18 protein-coding genes are annotated in these 14,525 nt (G+C 54.9%); 10 read left to right on the top strand and 8 right to left on the bottom strand.

Annotation, left to right across the window (positions count from 1 at the left end):
* From ABWP27_RS09065 to ABWP27_RS09055, 3 genes are all read right to left on the bottom strand, one after another.
* The coding region (locus ABWP27_RS09065; protein WP_353155829.1) for a copper chaperone PCu(A)C at positions 1–413 on the bottom strand (413 nt) is incomplete at its 3' end.
* Between the two features lie 38 nt (positions 414–451).
* Complete coding sequence (locus ABWP27_RS09060) at positions 452–676, bottom strand: hypothetical protein (RefSeq protein WP_353155828.1); 225 nt, start codon at positions 674–676, stop codon at positions 452–454.
* An 84-nt stretch (positions 677–760) separates the two neighbouring features.
* Positions 761–1,153, bottom strand: a complete 393-nt coding sequence (locus ABWP27_RS09055) for a DUF2946 domain-containing protein (RefSeq protein ID WP_353155827.1) — start codon at positions 1,151–1,153, stop codon at positions 761–763.
* A gap of 209 nt (positions 1,154–1,362) precedes the next feature.
* Here ABWP27_RS09055 and ABWP27_RS09050 point away from each other — a divergent pair, with 209 nt between their 5' ends.
* The 5 genes from ABWP27_RS09050 (at position 1,363) to ABWP27_RS09030 (ending at position 4,133) form a co-directional block, all read left to right on the top strand.
* Positions 1,363–1,995, top strand: a complete 633-nt coding sequence (locus ABWP27_RS09050; protein WP_353155826.1) for a DUF2238 domain-containing protein — start codon at positions 1,363–1,365, stop codon at positions 1,993–1,995.
* A gap of 60 nt (positions 1,996–2,055) precedes the next feature.
* Positions 2,056–2,475, top strand: a complete 420-nt coding sequence (locus tag ABWP27_RS09045) for a VOC family protein (RefSeq protein ID WP_353155824.1) — start codon at positions 2,056–2,058, stop codon at positions 2,473–2,475.
* Between the two features lie 50 nt (positions 2,476–2,525).
* Positions 2,526–3,083: a DUF1003 domain-containing protein gene (locus ABWP27_RS09040; RefSeq protein ID WP_353155822.1), complete on the top strand. Its 558-nt coding sequence runs from the start codon at positions 2,526–2,528 to the stop codon at positions 3,081–3,083.
* 31 nt (positions 3,084–3,114) lie between these two features.
* Entirely contained in the window at positions 3,115–3,567 is a 453-nt protein-coding gene (locus ABWP27_RS09035) for a thioesterase domain-containing protein (protein WP_353155820.1), read from the top strand.
* Positions 3,568–3,794: 227 nt separating this feature from the next.
* Positions 3,795–4,133, top strand: coding sequence for a DUF3144 domain-containing protein (locus tag ABWP27_RS09030; RefSeq protein WP_353155819.1), 339 nt, complete (start codon positions 3,795–3,797; stop codon positions 4,131–4,133).
* Positions 4,134–4,230: 97 nt separating this feature from the next.
* Here ABWP27_RS09030 and ABWP27_RS09025 read toward each other — a convergent pair whose 3' ends face one another.
* Positions 4,231–4,533 carry an antibiotic biosynthesis monooxygenase family protein gene (locus ABWP27_RS09025; RefSeq protein ID WP_353155818.1) on the bottom strand — a complete coding sequence of 101 codons (303 nt, stop codon included), beginning with the start codon at positions 4,531–4,533 and terminating at the stop codon, positions 4,231–4,233.
* 212 nt (positions 4,534–4,745) lie between these two features.
* On the opposite strand from ABWP27_RS09025, the gene ABWP27_RS09020 reads away from it, so the two are divergent.
* Both ABWP27_RS09020 and ABWP27_RS09015 read left to right on the top strand, forming a co-directional pair.
* A complete protein-coding gene (locus ABWP27_RS09020) occupies positions 4,746–5,210 on the top strand; it encodes a CreA family protein (RefSeq protein WP_502905330.1) in 465 nt (154 codons plus the stop codon).
* A gap of 25 nt (positions 5,211–5,235) precedes the next feature.
* Positions 5,236–6,249 (top strand): AI-2E family transporter, encoded by a 1,014-nt coding sequence (locus ABWP27_RS09015; RefSeq protein ID WP_353155815.1) that lies wholly within the window; start codon positions 5,236–5,238, stop codon positions 6,247–6,249.
* Positions 6,250–6,259: 10 nt separating this feature from the next.
* Here ABWP27_RS09015 and ABWP27_RS09010 read toward each other — a convergent pair whose 3' ends face one another.
* On the bottom strand, positions 6,260–7,513 hold the full coding sequence (locus ABWP27_RS09010; protein ID WP_353155813.1) for a TIGR03862 family flavoprotein: 1,254 nt from the start codon (positions 7,511–7,513) through the stop codon (positions 6,260–6,262).
* Positions 7,514–7,732: 219 nt separating this feature from the next.
* On the opposite strand from ABWP27_RS09010, the gene ABWP27_RS09005 reads away from it, so the two are divergent.
* Both ABWP27_RS09005 and sugE read left to right on the top strand, forming a co-directional pair.
* On the top strand, positions 7,733–8,305 hold the full coding sequence (locus ABWP27_RS09005; protein WP_353155811.1) for a DNA-3-methyladenine glycosylase I: 573 nt from the start codon (positions 7,733–7,735) through the stop codon (positions 8,303–8,305).
* A gap of 608 nt (positions 8,306–8,913) precedes the next feature.
* Positions 8,914–9,234: a quaternary ammonium compound efflux SMR transporter SugE gene (gene sugE, locus ABWP27_RS09000; protein ID WP_353155809.1), complete on the top strand. Its 321-nt coding sequence runs from the start codon at positions 8,914–8,916 to the stop codon at positions 9,232–9,234.
* A 62-nt stretch (positions 9,235–9,296) separates the two neighbouring features.
* On the opposite strand, the gene ABWP27_RS08995 is transcribed toward sugE, so the two are convergent.
* The 3 genes from ABWP27_RS08995 to ABWP27_RS08985 form a co-directional block, all read right to left on the bottom strand.
* On the bottom strand, positions 9,297–9,818 hold the full coding sequence (locus tag ABWP27_RS08995; protein WP_353155807.1) for an SET domain-containing protein: 522 nt from the start codon (positions 9,816–9,818) through the stop codon (positions 9,297–9,299).
* Between the two features lie 297 nt (positions 9,819–10,115).
* Complete coding sequence (locus ABWP27_RS08990) at positions 10,116–11,834, bottom strand: methyl-accepting chemotaxis protein (protein WP_353155805.1); 1,719 nt, start codon at positions 11,832–11,834, stop codon at positions 10,116–10,118.
* Positions 11,835–11,932: 98 nt separating this feature from the next.
* Entirely contained in the window at positions 11,933–12,433 is a 501-nt protein-coding gene (locus tag ABWP27_RS08985) for a chemotaxis protein CheW (protein WP_353155803.1), read from the bottom strand.
* Positions 12,434–12,849: 416 nt separating this feature from the next.
* On the opposite strand from ABWP27_RS08985, the gene ABWP27_RS08980 reads away from it, so the two are divergent.
* Positions 12,850–14,475, top strand: coding sequence for an NAD(P)/FAD-dependent oxidoreductase (locus ABWP27_RS08980; protein ID WP_353155801.1), 1,626 nt, complete (start codon positions 12,850–12,852; stop codon positions 14,473–14,475).
* The last annotated feature ends 50 nt before the right edge of the window (positions 14,476–14,525 follow it).

Genomic DNA, 14,525 nt, shown 5'->3' with positions numbered 1-14,525 from the left:
GCGCGTGCCGGCACCTTCAACTCAAGCGTCTCGCGCTTCTTGTCTTTATCTTCAAACACCAGCGTCAGTGGCACGACATCGCCTTCCTTGATCGGATTCTTCAGGTCGAAAAACATGACGTGATAACTGCCCGGTTTCAATGCAACGGTTTTGCCGGCTGGCAGATCGAGGGCGGCGATCTGGCGCATGCGCATGACGTTGTCCTTCATGGCCATTTCATGGATTTCTGCGCGCGCGACCGGTGAGCTGACCGCGATCAGGCGCGTATCGATTTTGCTGCTCAGTTGCATGAAGGCGCCGGTGGCTTTTTGTGCAGGCACAGTGGCACGCACCCATGGATCGGTGACAGTGATCTGTGCGAATGACGCAAGTGAAAAGGCGCTTAACAGAGCGGCCAAGAATATTTTTTTCATGATGTTTTCCTTGATTAATTGAAGTGCGCTGCACCGGATCAGCGCGTGATGCCGAGGACGGAGCGGCTGATGACGACGCATGACGGAGCGCAGCCGGGATGGTGCGTATCAGTCATGGTCTGCAGTGGAATGAGCTGCATTTCAACCGCAGAAAAGGAAGTGTTGGTTTGCAATACGGCAGAGCGATGCATGCTGTACGACAGCGCTGCAATCAGAATGGCGATGACATTAAGGGCAATGACAAACTTGCGTCGGCTAGACATGGCAAGCTCCTGTTTCGAGATGGAGACACGCCGACAGACGAGCGCCTGCTATCAGCAAGCGTGACTATCGGTATTCGGCAACGATCAGGAAAAAGCGGGAGGAGCGCGCGGTTGCGCCACGGCCCATGCAAACAGCGGGCGCGACGACTGGTAGAACAGGGAAGGGAGAACGTGGTCGCCACTGACGACTGGCATGACAAAATCAGCTGCTGGCGGCAAGCCAATGGTGCCGGCGTGGCTCAGGCAAAACGGGCAGTGTTCAAAATGCACGGCCTGCTCATTGGTGGCCGGTGCTTTTTGGGTTTGTTCGGCGTCAACCATCACCATCTTGCTGCCGGCGACGGTACAAATTTCCATCCATGCGTTCGGTGTGCCTTGGGCGGCAGCAACGGCGTGAGAAATGGAAGGCGCAAGCGATGCCATCAGAATCGCAAAACATGCGATCCAGGCAGCAAACTGATGCTTGGCTTTTGTCATTCTCATTGCTGAACGCTATTGGATAAGAATTTATTCGGCTGCGGAAGCCGTGCTGTACACGGCACTTAGCCCTTATTTCGCAGCTTATTATAGTCGCGCTGCGCAGGAATGGGTAGCATGGACGGCAACGCTGGCTATCCTGGCACTCTGCAGCGAAATTTACCTACATTTGATCGGTGTCCCGGCCCATGAACCCAAACCCTTCCGCCATGAATCAAAAAAACTGCCTGCTGATTGCTGCAGCCTTGATCGTCCTTGCGCTTGCGGTGTCTGCCATTCGACCGTTTGACAGGGCGACGTGGCTGATGGAAGTGATGCCGGTACTGATAGCGCTACCTCTGCTTGCCTATACTTACAGACGATTTCCGCTGACGAATCTGTTGTACTGCCTGATTTTTATTCACGCACTGATCCTGATCGGCGGCGGTACTTATACGTATGCGCGTGTGCCTGTCGGTAACTGGGTGCAGGATCTGTTATCGCTGGCGCGCAATCCCTACGACAAGCTCGGCCACTTCTGGCAAGGCCTGGTGCCGGCATTGGTGGCAAAGGAAATTCTGCTGCGGGGCAAATATGTGTCCGGCAGGAAAATGCTGGCTTTCCTGTCCATCTGTGTTGCGATGGCCATCAGCGCCTGGTATGAATTGATCGAATGGTGGGCCGCACTGATCATGGGCCAGGGCGCAGACGAGTTTCTTGGCACGCAAGGCGATCAATGGGATACCCAGTCTGATATGTGGATGGCATTTCTTGGTGCAACGGTGGCTGTGGTGTTGCTGGCCGGCCTGCATAACCGGCAGCTCAGGCAATTCGAGGAGCCGTTCGGAACTGTTGAAAAATGATGTTGTCGCATGAATGGTTGGTACTAGCCACAAGGTCCGATTGCACAGGAGGCGTTCGACATGATTACGGAAAATACCCAGTCCCGCATCATCCCCTGCCTGCGTTACCGGGATGCACCGGCCGCGATTGCATGGTTGTGCGACATCTTCGGTTTTGAAAAGCAGGCAGTCTATGCCAATCCGGACGGCAGTATCGCGCATGCGCAACTGACATTGGGCAAGGGCATGATCATGCTCGGCTCGGTCAGCAAGGAAAGCGAATGGGGCAAGCTGATCCGGCAGCCGGATGAGATCGGCGGTGTGGAAACGCAGAGTTCGTATCTGATTGTGGACGATGCAGATGTGGTTTATGCGCGGGCGAAGGCGGCGGGTGCGAAGATCGTGATCGAGATCAAATTCGAGGATTACGGCGGACGCGGTTTCAGTTGCCTCGACCTGGAAGGCAGATTATGGAACATCGGCACCTACGATCCCTGGTGATGGCGATGATGCCCGCATGAATCCCGCACGCCCGCCGACAGGAACAGACCATGCATAAGCACGATGCTGCAGCCAGAAAATTGTTTGGCATACCTTACGAGGAGCTGGATGAGAGCGCGCGCAAGGTCATGCACCATATGGCCGGGCGTACCCATATCGCGCGCGATGTCAGCAAGGATTATGCGGAAAAGACCAGTCGGGGACAGCGTGCCGCCGATGCGGTGGCTGCATTCGGCGGCTCCTGGTTTTTCATCGGTTTGTTCGCCGCCACGATGCTGGCATGGATAAGCCTGAATTCCCTGGTTTTGCTCCACTACGACAAGGCCTTCGATCCCTACCCTTATATTTTATTGAATCTGGTCTTGTCGATGCTGGCGGCGATACAGGCGCCCATCATCCTGATGTCGCAAAACCGGCAGGCTGAAAAAGACCGTTTGAATGCGCAGCACGATTACGAAGTAAACCTGAAAGCGGAACTGGAGATCATGCTGCTGCATGAAAAAATGGATATGCTGCGAGAAGGGCAATGGAACATGCTGCTGGATCTGCAGAAGGAGCAACTGGCCTTGTTGACCAGGCTGAACGAGCAAAAAGACCCGCGCAATTGAGTTTTTCTTCGGGCGCATGAAAGGACAGGCATTGAACGAACAGACAGTGCAGCAATATTTGTACGATCACATTCCCCTATCCAGGGCGATGCAGGTAGAGGTGTCAAGCGTGCAGCCGAATGAAGTGATCCTGTCTGCGCCACTGGCGCCGAATATCAATCATCAGGAAACCGTATTTGGCGGCAGCGCTTCCGCCGTGGCGATACTTGCTGCATGGTCGCTGCTGCATGTACGACTCAATACTGCCGGCATAGCCAGCCGGCTGGTCATTCAAGGCAACACCATGCAGTATGAATTGCCGATCAGCGGCACCTTTACGGCGCGTGCATATATCGCCGAGCCAGCCGCCTGGCAGCGCTTCGTGCGCACTTTCGAGCGCAGGGGACGGGCCCGTATTTCCGTCACATCGGTGCTGGAATATGAGGGGCGGCAAGCGGGCATCTTGCAAGGTGAGTTTGTTGCGCTGGCGCCCGAAGCGAACTGATGCGGGATTTTATTTCATGCAGGATCGCGTGACAGGCAGTTAGCCGGAGCAGATATGGGCGATGGCATTTTTGCGCTATAGTGCTGCAAGCGCAAAATGCCGTGCCGTGTAAACCACCCTGTGCCGCCGCTTGCGCCGCTGGCGTTGTTGAGATGCTGCCACTCCAGTCAGACAGTGCAATAGTCTGCAATCCCTGATTCCATCATTTTTTATTCGATACTTTTATCATGAGCGACGACAATTTCAAGGCCAAAGACATTTCCAGAAAACCGCCGGCACCGCCGGATCCAAATCAAAAATTCTGGGATATGGCCGATACCTTTATCCAGCTTGCGAATGAAAATTCCAAAGGTGCGGCAGCCGGCCAGGTATGCGCATCCATGATGTTTGCCAGTGCCCGTTTCGGAGCATTTGTCGCGTCCGGCGATGCACCATCGGAAACGACGTTCAAGGATCAGATAGAAGGCGCGGTTGCGTATTTCCGTACCGAGTATGAAAAGATGTTGCGCGAAAATTTCCGCGATTATGCGGAAAATTTCAAAAGCTATCATCCGGAAAAGAAATAAGCCTGAAGCTGGAATACGTGCGGGACGTAAAAAAGCCTCGATCTGCGATTGCCGCAGCATGGAGGCTTTTTTACATCTGGCTGGATAGATCGACGATTCAGGCCGATTTGGACAACAGATTGAAATGTTCGACAGTGGGCGGTGCGGCGAAGAATGGGCCGACAATTGCACGCCACTCCTGGAATGCCGGCGATTCGCGGAAATCGACAGTGTGATTTTCCAACGTTTCCCAGTAAATCTGGATGACGTAACGTTCAGGTGTTTCTATGCATTTGTTGATCACATGCTGTTTGTAGCCTTTGGCCTTGGCGATGACCTGTTCCAGGCCGCGTTGCACGGCAGCGTCAAATTCGGTTTGCTTGCCCGGCTGGATGCGGATATCGACGAGTTCGAGAATCATGTGAGGTTCCTGTAGAAGTTTTGGATGTGGAATTATTGCATTTTGGCTTGCATGTCGCATCTGCTGCCTGCATTGTGCAGACGGATTTGTTTGCCGTCGCAGCGTTTCAGTTGCCGCCTGTGCGCGTAACCTGTCTGCAGCTCGCCAAGCCTGACCGTGTTAAGTTGCTTGTAACAAAGGAGAAACCCATGCAGAAAAATCTTGCGGCAAGCATGCTGACTGCCATTGCGCTGGTCTTGCCGGCCTTGCCCTTGCATGCAGAAGAAATCGGCGAGGTCAGCACGGTATTCCGTTTTCTCGGCAAGAATGATCGCATCGTGATTGAAGCCTACGACGATCCGAAGGTCGTGGGCGTGTCATGTTACGTTTCGCGCGCGCGTACCGGCGGCATCAGCGGCACGGTCGGCCTGGCCGAAGACACGGCGGATGCGTCAATAGCGTGCCGGCAGGTAGGCGATACGCTGCGTTTCACCGGAAAACTGCCGCAGCAGGAAGAAGTATTTTCGGAACGCCAGTCGATCGTATTCAAGCGTCTGCATATCGTGCGCGTGGTCGACCCGCTGCGCAATACGCTGGTGTACCTGACCTATTCCGACAGACTGATTGAAGGCAGTCCGAAAAACGGCGTGACAGCGGTGCCGGTGCCGCGCAACAATCCGATTCCCCTGAAAAAATAATCTGCTCACCTTACCCGGTTCACTCATGCTCGCCTCCGCCAAATTCAATGCCGTTGTCATCGCTTCCTATGTTCTGGCGGCCGCAGCCCTGCTGCTCGTCATGCATCAGGGTTTGCTGGCGGCACTTTTCTCCGGTTTACTGGTGTATTCGCTGGTGCAGTTGCTGGCGCCCAAGCTGGGCAAGAAGTTGGTCGGACGACGGGCACAGGTGGTGGCGGTGGCTTTATTGAGTTGCTTCATTGTGGCGGCATTGACGATGGGGATCTGGGGCGCTTTCCGTTTTCTGCAAAGCGATGCCGGCAGAATTTCGGTGCTGCTGCAAAAAATGGCCGATATTCTGGAAGCTTCGCGTAGCCAGATTCCGGCGTGGATGGCCACCTATATTCCGGTCGATGCAGAAGCCTTGCGCGACATGCTTACCGGCTGGTTGCGTGCACATGCACTGGAAGCGCGTTCCATGGGTAGTGAGGCGGGCCGTATATTGGCGCATATCCTGATCGGCATGATCATCGGTGCGATGGCTGCGCTGTACGACACCACGACCACGCGCAGCTATAAACCGCTGGCCGCGGCGCTGCATGTGCGCGTCGTGGTCCTGCATGAGGCGTTCCGCAATATCGTGTTTGCGCAGGTGCGTATTGCCGCCATCAATGCGGTGCTGACCGGTATTTACCTGATCGTGATCCTGCCGCTGGCCGGCATCGAACTGCCCTTGCGCAAGACGATGGTCGCGGTGACCTTCATCGTCGGCTTGCTGCCGGTGATAGGCAATCTGATTTCAAACACCATACTGGTGATCATCGGTCTGTCGCATTCGCTGCATACCGCATTGGGGTCGTTGCTGTTCCTGATGACGATACACAAGCTGGAGTATTTCCTGAATGCGAAAATCATCGGCCATCATATCGATGCACGCACCTGGGAATTGCTGACGGCAATGCTGGTGATGGAGTCGATATTCGGCATTCCCGGCGTGGTGGCAGCGCCGGTGTTTTATGCCTACATCAAGAAGGAATTGAGCAGTCGCGGCCTGGTTTGACGCGTAGATTTTATTGCGGATCTTTGGCTTGCAGCCATGCCGCAGCGCCCAGACCGGCGCTGCGTCCGCTGGCAAAACAGGCGCTGAGCAGATAGCCGCCTGTCGGTGCTTCCCAATCCAGCATCTCGCCGGCGCAAAATACGCCGGGCATGGCGGGCGCCATCAGCTGTTCGTCCAGTGTTTCAAACAGCACGCCGCCGGCACTGCTGATGGCTTCATCCAGCGGGCGGGTTGCAAGCAGTTGCAGCGGCAAGGCCTTGATAGCCTGTGCCAGTTTGTGCGGATGTGCGTAATCCTCTTTCGCCACCACTTCGCGCAACAATCCTGCCTTCACGCCGGCAATGCCGACCTTGCTTTGCAAATGGCTGGCCATGGAACGCGCGCCGCGCGGCTGGGAAACTTCGTCAAGGACGCGCTCGAAAGTTTTGCCGGGTGCCAGATCCAGCGTCAGTATTGCGTTACCCTGCCGGATGATCTGCTCGCGCAAGTGCGCCGACATGGCATAGATCAGGCTGCCTTCAATGCCGGTGCCGGTGACGACAAATTCGCCCTGCCGTTTGTATTCGATGCCATCGGCCGCGACGCAACTGGCAACTACCGCCTTGACCGGCTGGCCGGCGAAGCGTTCCTGAAAATGCGCGCTCCAGCCGATATCGAAGCCGCAGTTGGCCGGTTTCAGCGGCGCCGCCGCAATCCCGTGCTGCGCCAGCAATGGCAGCCATGCGCCATCCGAACCCAGTCGCGCCCAACTGCCGCCGCCCAGCGCCAGTATCGTCGCATCGGACTGTGCCTTGTGTTCGCCGTCCGGCGTGGCGAAACGCAGATTGCCTGCCTCGTCCCACCCCAGCCAGCGATGACGCATGTGAAATCTGACGCCGGCATCGCGCAGGCGCTTCAGCCATGCGCGCAACAGTGGCGCGGCTTTCATATCGGTTGGAAAGACGCGTCCCGACGAACCGACGAAAGTGCTGATGCCGAGTTCATGCACCCATGCGCGCAGCGCATCCGGGCCGAAGGCTTGCAACATCGGGGCGATCTGCGGCGCGCGGCTGCCGTAACGCGACAGGAAGGCTGCGCTTGCTTCGCTATGTGTCAGGTTCATCCCGCCTTTGCCGGCCAGCAGGAATTTGCGACCGACGGAAGGCATGGCGTCGTACAGATCCACCGCCACGCCGTGCGCAATCAGCACTTCTGCCGCCATCAGGCCGGCCGGGCCGCCGCCGATGACGGCGACTGTGCGTGAGGATATTGCGTGATCAGGCATAAGTAAGAGCTGGCTGTAGATATTTGCAGGGACAAACGCATGACGTTCCGCTTCAGCTGGATGCCATGCTTGCGTCATCCTGTATGGAAGGCGCCATTCTTGATCAAGGCGGAAATTTGTACAAGCGATTAAACAAGATGTTTGCACGGTGCTTATTTCGCAAGACCGTATCGACGATAATGTCTGCTTGTCGCCCCACTCTTCCGGAACTCTTCAAACATGACGCTTGCTCGCTGCAGCTGGGCCAATCCAGCCAATCCGCTGTATCTCAAATATCACGATGAAGAATGGGGCGTGCCCTGCCACGATGAAACGCGTTTGTTTGAAATGCTGAATCTGGAAGGTGCCCAGGCCGGTTTGAGCTGGTCGACCATACTCAACAAGCGCGAAAACTATCGTGTTGCCTTCGATCAGTGGGATGCCAAAAAGATCGCCGCTTACGACGCGGATAAAGTCGCCGGCTTACTGGCCAATCCCGGTATCGTGCGCAATCGCCTGAAAGTGGCGGCCACGATCAACAATGCCCAGGCTTATCTGCGTTTGTGCGAAGACGTCGGCAGCCTGGATGCATTTTTATGGGCTTATGTGGATGGCAAGCCGATTTTGAATACGCGTGCGAGCATCAATGAAACGCCGGCCAGGACCCCTTTATCGGATCAATTGTCCAAAGATCTGGCCAAGCGCGGCTTCAAGTTTGTCGGTTCGACCATCATCTACGCCTATATGCAGGCAATCGGCATGGTGAACGATCATGCGCAGGACTGTTTCTGTTATCAGGCGCCCAAGTTATAAAGCGGGTGAACAGTCAGCTTTTCACGGGCAAAAAAAAGCCCGCTGCGGGAGCGGGCTGAATCTATATCAAAGGAGGAGACATAGAGGAGACAGGTGAAGTATAGGGCTGCGACTGTAGCAAAGCCAATTCTGATTTCTGATATCCGATATTCGATTTGTGAATATCGCTTTATAAAGGTGCGCTGCCGCCTTATAGCTTGTTGTTGCAGGCCGGTTTGCGTAAAATTCCGGCGTTCGGATCGAGCAGGCAAAAAAAAGCCCGCACAAGAAGGCGGGCTGAATCTATATCAAAGGAGGAGACATAGAGGAGACAACTGAATTATATGGATTCTTGTCGCGGCGCACCAATTTCCTTTTCTGATATCAGATATTCTTTATGTGAATATGGTGTCTTGTAGTCCGGCAACCTTCCAGATACGCATGGTCTTGGCAATCGTCTTTGGGTCGGGCCTGCAGAAGGATGCGATGTTTGCTAATATTTGGCTTGCGCATCGGTAACATATCGCCATTCTTCCTGGCCGCGCATCAATCCGGAACAAGGACGTGGGGACGACCTCACCGCTCCATCATCAATCGGGGACGGCCTCGGCTATGTGGAGAATCAAAATATGCCTTGGCTAATTCTTGCTGTTGCAGGTTTGTTTGAAGTTGTATGGGCGATCGGGCTCAAATACACAGATGGCTTTACGAGGTTGTGGCCGACTGTCGGTACCGTGACTGCGATGGTGATCAGTATTGTGCTGCTGGGTTTGGCAATGAAAACGTTGCCGGTGGGGACCGCTTATGCGGTATGGACCGGGATCGGTGCGGTAGGTACGGTTACTCTGGGAATGATATTGCTGGGGGAACCGGCGACGGTAGCGCGCATTATCTGCATTCTGTTGATTGTCAGCGGGATTATCGGGCTGAAGATTTTTAGTCCGAACTAAATTCTTCGGTATAAACGTTAAAAAGGCGAATGACTTTTCAGTCATCCGCCTTTTTTATTGCATCAGTCCTTTTTGCTTTTTTTCTTGCTCTTCTTCTTTTTTTCCGGCGGCGCCAGCATCGTGTGCCGGCAGCTCGCCGCGCCGCAACGGCATTCGTAAGCCTTTTTTAATGCCTTGGTTTGACGATCATCGACTACCAGGCCGTAATCGTAATTGAATTCCTCGCCGCGTTTGATATCCCGCAAAGTGTAAATATAGACGCGTTTCTTTTCTTCGCGCGCTTCGCAGTTCGGTTCGCATGCGTGATTGATCCAGCGCGCATCGCTGCCATCGACGCCGCCATCAATCATCTTGCCGCTCTCAAGGCTGAAGAAGAAGGTGTGATACGGATTTTCCGGATCGGTGCCGTGGCGCTTGGCAGCCTGTTTTTCGCTGATACGTTCGCCTTCGTATTCGATCAAAAGCGTGTCGGCCGGAATATTGCGCGTGGCAAAAACGCCGCGTCCGTGTATCGGTGAATTTCTGACGATGAATGCAGGTTTGTCTGACGCAGCTACGGTTTTGCTCTTGCTTGATGAGGTCATGTTCAGTTCAGTGACAAAAGGATGCGAGTTTTCAGGGAGGTCTGGAGCCGGCCGTCATGCGCAAGCAGCATTCCACTTGCCGGCGCGCTATTGTCCATCAATACCGGCGCAAGAACAATTGCCCGAAGATTTTTATCGCTGCGGCCGACAGGTCGCGAGCATGGCGACAGCGGAATCACGGGCGGAAAATAAAAATGCATGCAAGCCAGGTGTGCCGGCTTGCATGCATCGAGTAGCGCTTGCGCCGATCAGGCGTACCGTTACTTGTTCTCCCTGATTCGCCCTGCGGTTTTCTGCTTAAAATTCTTCCCAGTCGTCGCCGCTCTTGTCGGCGCTGACCGGTTTTTGCGGTTTGGTTTCCAGCTGTTTCTGTGGTGCGGCAGTCAGTGCTTTTAGTTTGGTCTCCGGTTTGACGGCTTGCAAGACAGGTGCTGCACGTTTTGCCGATGTTGATGTCGCCGACATAGTGTTGCCAGCGTCAAGCTTGAAGGCGGCGACAGCACCAGACAGTTCAACTGCCTGATCCTGCATGCTTTGCGCCGCTGCAGCAGCTTGTTCGACCAGTGCCGCGTTTTGCTGCGTCATTTCATCCATCTGGCTGATCGCCTGGTTGACCTGTTCGATGCCATCGCTCTGTTCCTGGCTGGCCGAGGTGATTTCACTCATGATGTCGGCCACGTGTTTGACCGAAGTGACAATCTCCTGCATCGTGCTGCCGGCTTGATCGACCAGCTTGCTGCCGGCATCGACCTTGTGTACGGAGTCGTCGATCAGCGCCTTGATTTCCTTGGCAGCGCTGGCACTGCGTTGCGCCAGATTGCGTACCTCGCTGGCGACTACTGCAAAGCCGCGACCCTGTTCGCCGGCACGCGCCGCTTCCACTGCCGCATTCAAGGCCAGAATATTGGTCTGGAAAGCAATGCTGTCGATGACGCCGATGATATCGACGATCTTGCGCGAGCTGTCCTTGATCGAACCCATTGTCGTCACCACCTGGCTGACCACGCTACCGCCCTTGACGGCGACTTCGGTGGCAGACACGACCAGCTGATTGGCCTGCCGTGCATTGTCGGCATTCTGGCGCACGGTTGACGTCAGTTCTTCCATCGAGCTGGCAGTTTCTTCCAGCGATCCAGCCTGCGCTTCGGTACGGCTGGAGAGATCGGCATTGCCGGAGGCAATTTCACCCGATGCGACGGTGATGGTTTCAGTGCCGTGTCGCACTGCGCTGACGGTTTTGGACAAACTGTCGTTCATGTCCTTGAGCGCCTGCAGCAATTGCCCGGTTTCATTGGTGGAATTCACATTGATGTGCTGCGTCAGGTCGCCGGCCGCGACGCTGCGCGCAACCTGCACTGCTTCGTGCAGAGGGCGTGCGATCAGGCGGATCAGCCAGAATGCCATGAAGCCTGCCAGCAGTACGCCGAAGATGATGGCGCCTATCGAAATATTGCGCACCATGACAAAGCGCGTCTGCGATTCCTCGAATGCTTTTTTCGCTTCACGCAATTCCAGATCGATCAATGCGGCGACGCCAGCACGCACCGGAGTAATCAATTCTTCCATCGGGCCGTTGACGATTTCCGTCACGCGCAATACATTGCCGCCGCGCGAGGCGGCGATTGCCGGCTGCAGCGCTTTTTCGAGAAAGACCTTGCGGTCGGCGGCAAATTTATCTGCCAGTACTTTCGCTTCCGGCGTCAGGGTGCTGGTCATGAAAGCATCGAAAGCCTGATTGATTTCCTTCGAGTGTTTTTCAATCGCATCCATCTTTGGAATGACCAGGCCGGGATCACCGTAAATCGATGCAGCGAGATCGAGTTGATTGATGGTCGATAACGTGATGACGGTATTCAATTGTCCGATAGGCACGGTGCGATCTTCGTACACGCTTTTCAATGCCTTGTTGGTCGCATCAAGCGAGGTCAATCCCAGAACGCCGGTTGCTATCAGCAAGAGGGAAAGTATTCCCATGACGAATAAAAGCAGGGATTTGATGGTTATATTTTTTAACATGTCAGTCTCAAGGCAAACAGGTGAATAACTGCAATCGGAGGAATACAATTTCCCGGCTGGGTGAGGCCGGGTGCTGGGTGGGCTGACGGCGCGCGACGTCAGGCGAGACTGCGTTCCGCCAATCCCATATCCGCGCCGGACATCAATTTTTCGATATCGATGAGTATCAGCATGCGCTCATCGACTGTTCCCAGGCCGAGCAGATAATCGTTGGCAAGGACGCTGTTCATTTCCGGCGGCGGTTTGATTTGTTCCGGCGTTAATGTGATGACGTCCGATACGCTGTCCACCACCATGCCGACGACGTGATTTTCCAGATTGAGAATCACGACGACGGTGAACTGGTCATAGCTCGGCGTACCGAGCTTGAACTTGATGCGCATGTCGATGATGGGGACGATGATGCCGCGCAGATTGACTACGCCTTTGACAAACTCGGGTGCGTTGGCGATGCGCGTGACGGTATCGTAGCCGCGCAACTCCTGCACCTTCTGAATCGAGATGCCGTACTCTTCCTTGCCCAGAGTGAAAGACAAAAATTCCAGCGAGCTTCCTGTTGCATTGATGACAGATTGCGCGTTGTTCGCAATTGCATTCATGTGCACTCCTTTTCGGTCTCCGTTACGCGTTCTATGAACGTCTCATTTTGCTTATTGGAGGCACAAGTATTTTTATATGATGCTGTTGTGCCGTCATTTACCATAAACAAATAGTTTCCGGCAGTCAATGCGATAGCCATATATATGGGAGTTTGGAAATGAATGCGTTGCGTAGAGGACAAAGCATCGTTGTCATAGGAGAAAGTTAGTGTGATGCCGCTGTCATTTTCATGTCGTTGAGACAATTGCAAAATTTGTTAAGTCCATGCGTAACCATGTGCGATTGATGCGGCTGTTTTTTCTGTGTAGCAGCGCTTTTCCTGTGTTCTCGATTTGAATAAAAATGCGTAGAGTAAAATAGCGCGCTGCCGACCGATACAGGCAGATGATTTTCACAAAATTGATTAGAAACAGGCATGCTGCGACTCACTGACGTTCAACTCCCTTTAGACCATACCGAAGAAGACCTGCGATCCGCGATCGTGGCGCGCCTTGGCATCGATGCCGGCGACCTGATCAAGCACACGGTTTTTCGTCGCGGTTACGATGCGCGCAAGAAGAACGCGATCATCATGGTCTATACGCTGGACGTCGAAGTGCGCGATCAGGACCAGCATGCGAAGCGTCTGCAAGGCAATCGCCACGTCACGATTGCACCGGACACCAGCTACCATTTTGTGGCACAGGCACCGGCTGATCTGACGACGCGTCCGGTTGTCATCGGTTTCGGCCCTTGCGGCATTTTCGCGGCGCTGATACTGGCGCAAATGGGTTTTCGCCCCATCATTCTGGAGCGCGGCAAGGAAGTGCGCGAACGCACCAAGGATACCTTCGGCCTGTGGCGCAAACGCGAGCTGAATCCGGAGTCGAATGTGCAATTCGGCGAAGGTGGCGCCGGCACTTTCTCCGATGGCAAGCTGTGGACGCAGGTCAAGGATCCCAAGCATTACGGCCGCAAAGTGTTGATGGAATTCGTCAAGGCCGATGCGCCGGAAGAAATCATGTACGTCAGCAAGCCGCACATCGGCACCTTCCGTCTGGTGAAGATGGTGGAACTGATGCGCGAAACGATTGTGCAATTGGGTGGAGAATTCCGTTTCGAGAGCAAGGTCGATGACATCGAGATAGCAGACGGCAAGGTCACGGGACTCCAGCTGGCGGACGGCTCGCACATCGCCACCGATCACGTCGTACTCGCGATCGGTCACAGCGCGCGCGACACCTTCCAGATGCTGCATGCACGCGGCATTTACCTTGAGCCGAAACCGTTTTCTATCGGCTTCCGTATCGAACATCCGCAATCGCTGATCGACGCCTGTCGTTTGGGCCCGAACGCCGGCCATCCGGTATTGGGTGCCGCCGATTACAAACTTGTTTATCACGCCAGCAATGGCCGTTCGGTCTACAGTTTTTGCATGTGCCCGGGCGGCACGGTGGTGGCTGCCGCATCGGAGCCGGGTCGTCTGGTGACCAACGGCATGAGCCAGTACTCGCGCAATGAACGCAATGCCAACGCCGGTATCGTGGTCGGCATTACGCCGAAAGATTACCCCGGCGGTCCTTTGGCCGGCATGGAATTCCAGCGGCAATGGGAAGAGCGCGCGTTCGAGCTGGGCGGCGGCAATTACGATGCGCCTGGTCAACTGGTCGGTGATTTCATTGCGAACCGGCCATCAACCGAATTCGGTTCCGTGATTCCGTCATACAAACCGGGCGTCAAGCTCGGTGACTTGAATCCGTCGTTGCCAACGTATGTGATTGAAGCGATCCGCGAAGCATTGCCGGCGCTTGAAAAACAGATCAAGGGTTTTTCAATGAACGATGCGGTATTGACCGGCGTGGAAACACGCACGTCTTCGCCAGTCAGCATCAAGCGTAACGACGACGATTTGCAAAGCATCAACACACGTGGTTTGTTCCCGGCGGGTGAAGGCGCCGGTTATGCCGGCGGCATCATGTCGGCGGCGATCGATGGCATACGCGTGGCGGAAGCGTTGGCGCTCAGTATGCTGGAAGGCGTGAAGCGCGGGACGACGAAGTAAGTATCGAATATAAGCGAAGTAAATAAACGTCACCAATAAAAAACGCCGCA

Source organism: Herminiimonas fonticola (assembly GCF_040395855.1).
Lineage (GTDB): Bacteria > Pseudomonadota > Gammaproteobacteria > Burkholderiales > Burkholderiaceae_D > Oxalicibacterium > Oxalicibacterium fonticola_A.
This window is presented reverse-complemented; position numbering and strand designations above follow the sequence as displayed.

Coding starts and splice junctions, on each gene's coding strand:
- ABWP27_RS09020 (WP_502905330.1), top strand. CDS start 4,746: ATGCTGACTGCCATTGCGCTGGTCTTGCCGGCCTTGCCCTTGCATGCA.
- ABWP27_RS08990 (WP_353155805.1), bottom strand. CDS start 11,834: ATGTTAAAAAATATAACCATCAAATCCCTGCTTTTATTCGTCATGGGA.
- ABWP27_RS09005 (WP_353155811.1), top strand. CDS start 7,733: ATGACGCTTGCTCGCTGCAGCTGGGCCAATCCAGCCAATCCGCTGTAT.
- ABWP27_RS09010 (WP_353155813.1), bottom strand. CDS start 7,513: ATGCCTGATCACGCAATATCCTCACGCACAGTCGCCGTCATCGGCGGC.
- ABWP27_RS08985 (WP_353155803.1), bottom strand. CDS start 12,433: ATGAATGCAATTGCGAACAACGCGCAATCTGTCATCAATGCAACAGGA.
- ABWP27_RS09055 (WP_353155827.1), bottom strand. CDS start 1,153: ATGACAAAAGCCAAGCATCAGTTTGCTGCCTGGATCGCATGTTTTGCG.
- ABWP27_RS09045 (WP_353155824.1), top strand. CDS start 2,056: ATGATTACGGAAAATACCCAGTCCCGCATCATCCCCTGCCTGCGTTAC.
- ABWP27_RS09050 (WP_353155826.1), top strand. CDS start 1,363: ATGAATCAAAAAAACTGCCTGCTGATTGCTGCAGCCTTGATCGTCCTT.
- ABWP27_RS09040 (WP_353155822.1), top strand. CDS start 2,526: ATGCATAAGCACGATGCTGCAGCCAGAAAATTGTTTGGCATACCTTAC.
- ABWP27_RS08980 (WP_353155801.1), top strand. CDS start 12,850: ATGCTGCGACTCACTGACGTTCAACTCCCTTTAGACCATACCGAAGAA.
- ABWP27_RS09025 (WP_353155818.1), bottom strand. CDS start 4,533: ATGATTCTCGAACTCGTCGATATCCGCATCCAGCCGGGCAAGCAAACC.
- ABWP27_RS09015 (WP_353155815.1), top strand. CDS start 5,236: ATGCTCGCCTCCGCCAAATTCAATGCCGTTGTCATCGCTTCCTATGTT.
- ABWP27_RS09030 (WP_353155819.1), top strand. CDS start 3,795: ATGAGCGACGACAATTTCAAGGCCAAAGACATTTCCAGAAAACCGCCG.
- sugE (WP_353155809.1), top strand. CDS start 8,914: ATGCCTTGGCTAATTCTTGCTGTTGCAGGTTTGTTTGAAGTTGTATGG.
- ABWP27_RS09060 (WP_353155828.1), bottom strand. CDS start 676: ATGTCTAGCCGACGCAAGTTTGTCATTGCCCTTAATGTCATCGCCATT.
- ABWP27_RS08995 (WP_353155807.1), bottom strand. CDS start 9,818: ATGACCTCATCAAGCAAGAGCAAAACCGTAGCTGCGTCAGACAAACCT.